The organism is Gilliamella sp. BG3 (assembly GCF_046635605.1).
Lineage (GTDB): Bacteria > Pseudomonadota > Gammaproteobacteria > Enterobacterales > Orbaceae > Gilliamella > Gilliamella bombi.
On the sequence record NZ_JBIDFE010000049.1, the window covers coordinates 1,227 to 3,850 of the forward strand.

Here is a 2,624-nt window from a genome sequence, read left to right on the forward strand (position 1 = left end):
GTATACGGTGGATGCCTAGGCAATCAGAGGCGAAGAAGGACGTGTTAATCTGCGAAAAGCGACGGTAAGCTGATAAAAAGCGCAATAGCCGTCGATGTCCGAATGGGGAAACCCAGTGTAGGTGACTACACTATCATATGATGAATACATAGTCATATGAGGCGAACCGGGAGAACTGAAACATCTAAGTACCCCGAGGAAAAGAAATCAACCGAGATTCCCTGAGTAGCGGCGAGCGAAAGGGGAGTAGCCCAAGCGGGTAGCATAAAGTATTAGTGGAAGCGTCTGGAAAGTCGCACGATAGAGGGTGAAAGTCCCGTACACGAAGGTACGTTATGTGGAAGCTTATAGAGTAGGGCGGGACACGTGATATCCTGTCTGAAGAAGGGGGGACCATCCTCCAAGGCTAAATACTCCTGATTGACCGATAGTGAACCAGTACCGTGAGGGAAAGGCGAAAAGAACCCCGGGAGGGGAGTGAAATAGACCCTGAAACCGTGTACGTACAATCAGTGGGAGCTGTTACCGTTGGGTAATAGTGACTGCGTACCTTTTGTATAATGGGTCAGCGACTTATATTCTGTAGCGAGGTTAACCGAATAGGGGAGCCGAAGGGAAACCGAGTATTAACTGTGCGTTAAGTTGCAGGGTATAGACCCGAAACCCGGTGATCTAGCCATGGGCAGGTTGAAGGTTGGTTAACACTAACTGGAGGACCGAACCGACTAATGTTGAAAAATTAGCGGATGACCTGTGGCTGGGGGTGAAAGGCCAATCAAACCGGGAGATAGCTGGTTCTCCCCGAAAGCTATTTAGGTAGCGCCTCATGAGTGACTGTTGGGGGTAGAGCACTGTTTCGGCTAGGGGGCCATCCCGGCTTACCAACCCGATGCAAACTCCGAATACTGACAAGTTGAATCATGGGAGACACACGGCGGGTGCTAACGTTCGTCGTGAAGAGGGAAACAACCCAGACCGCCAGCTAAGGTCCCGAAGTCATAGTTAAGTGGGAAACGAAGTGGGAAGGCTTAGACAGCTAGGATGTTGGCTTAGAAGCAGCCATCATTTAAAGAAAGCGTAATAGCTCACTAGTCGAGTCGGCCTGCGCGGAAGATGTAACGGGGCTAAAACTATGCACCGAAGCTGCGGCAGTGCACGCAAGTGTATTGGGTAGGGGAGCGTTCTGTAAGCCGTAGAAGGTGTGTTGTGAGGCATGCTGGAGGTATCAGAAGTGCGAATGCTGACATAAGTAACGATAAAGCGGGTGAAAAGCCCGCTCGCCGGAAGACCAAGGGTTCCTGTCCAACGTTAATCGGGGCAGGGTGAGTCGACCCCTAAGGAGAGGCCGAAGGGCGTATCTGATGGGAAACGGGTTAATATTCCCGTACTGGCTATAACTGCGATGGGGTGACGAAGAAGGCTAGGTTTACCACCTATTGGATGGTGGGTTAAGCGTGTAGGGGTGTGATTAGGCAAATCCGGTCACTGAAACTCTGAGGCGTGATGACGAGCTGCTAAGGCAGTGAAGTAATTGATGCCCTGCTTCCAGGAAAATCCTCTAAGCTTCAGGTTATAGTTAATCGTACCCGAAACCGACACAGGTGGTCAGGTAGAGAATACTAAGGCGCTTGAGAGAACTCGGGTGAAGGAACTAGGCAAAATGGTGCCGTAACTTCGGGAGAAGGCACGCTGATGGTAATTGAAATCCCATGCGGATGGAGGTGAAATCAGTCGAAGATACCAGCTGGCTGCAACTGTTTAATAAAAACACAGCACTGTGCAAACACGAAAGTGGACGTATACGGTGTGACGCCTGCCCGGTGCTGGAAGGTTAATTGATGGGGTTATGCTTATGCAGAAGCTCCTGATCGAAGCCCCAGTAAACGGCGGCCGTAACTATAACGGTCCTAAGGTAGCGAAATTCCTTGTCGGGTAAGTTCCGACCTGCACGAATGGCGTAATGATGGCCAGGCTGTCTCCACCCGAGACTCAGTGAAATTGAAATTGCCGTGAAGATGCGGTGTACCCGTGGCAAGACGGAAAGACCCCGTGAACCTTTACTATAGCTTGACAGTGAACATTGAGCCTTAATGTGTAGGATAGGTGGGAGGCAAAGAAGCATGCACGCCAGTGTGTGTGGAGTCGACCTTGAAATACCACCCTTTAATGTTTGATGTTCTAACCTATACTTCTGAAACGAGGTAAGGGACACTGTCTGGTGGGTAGTTTGACTGGGGCGGTCTCCTCCCAAAGAGTAACGGAGGAGCACGAAGGTTAGCTAATCCTGGTCGGACATCAGGAGGTTAGTGCAATGGCAAAAGCTAGCTTGACTGCGAGAGTGACGGCTCGAGCAGGTACGAAAGTAGGTCATAGTGATCCGGTGGTTCTGAATGGAAGGGCCATCGCTCAACGGATAAAAGGTACTCCGGGGATAACAGGCTGATACCGCCCAAGAGTTCATATCGACGGCGGTGTTTGGCACCTCGATGTCGGCTCATCACATCCTGGGGCTGAAGTAGGTCCCAAGGGTACGGCTGTTCGCCGTTTAAAGTGGTACGCGAGCTGGGTTTAGAACGTCGTGAGACAGTTCGGTCCCTATCTGCCATGGGCGTAGGAAAATTGAG

1 rRNA gene is annotated in these 2,624 nt (G+C 51.0%); it reads left to right on the plus strand.

Annotation, left to right across the window (positions count from 1 at the left end):
• Positions 1 to 2,624 (plus strand): 23S ribosomal RNA (locus ACGH6S_RS11990); the annotation flags it as partial.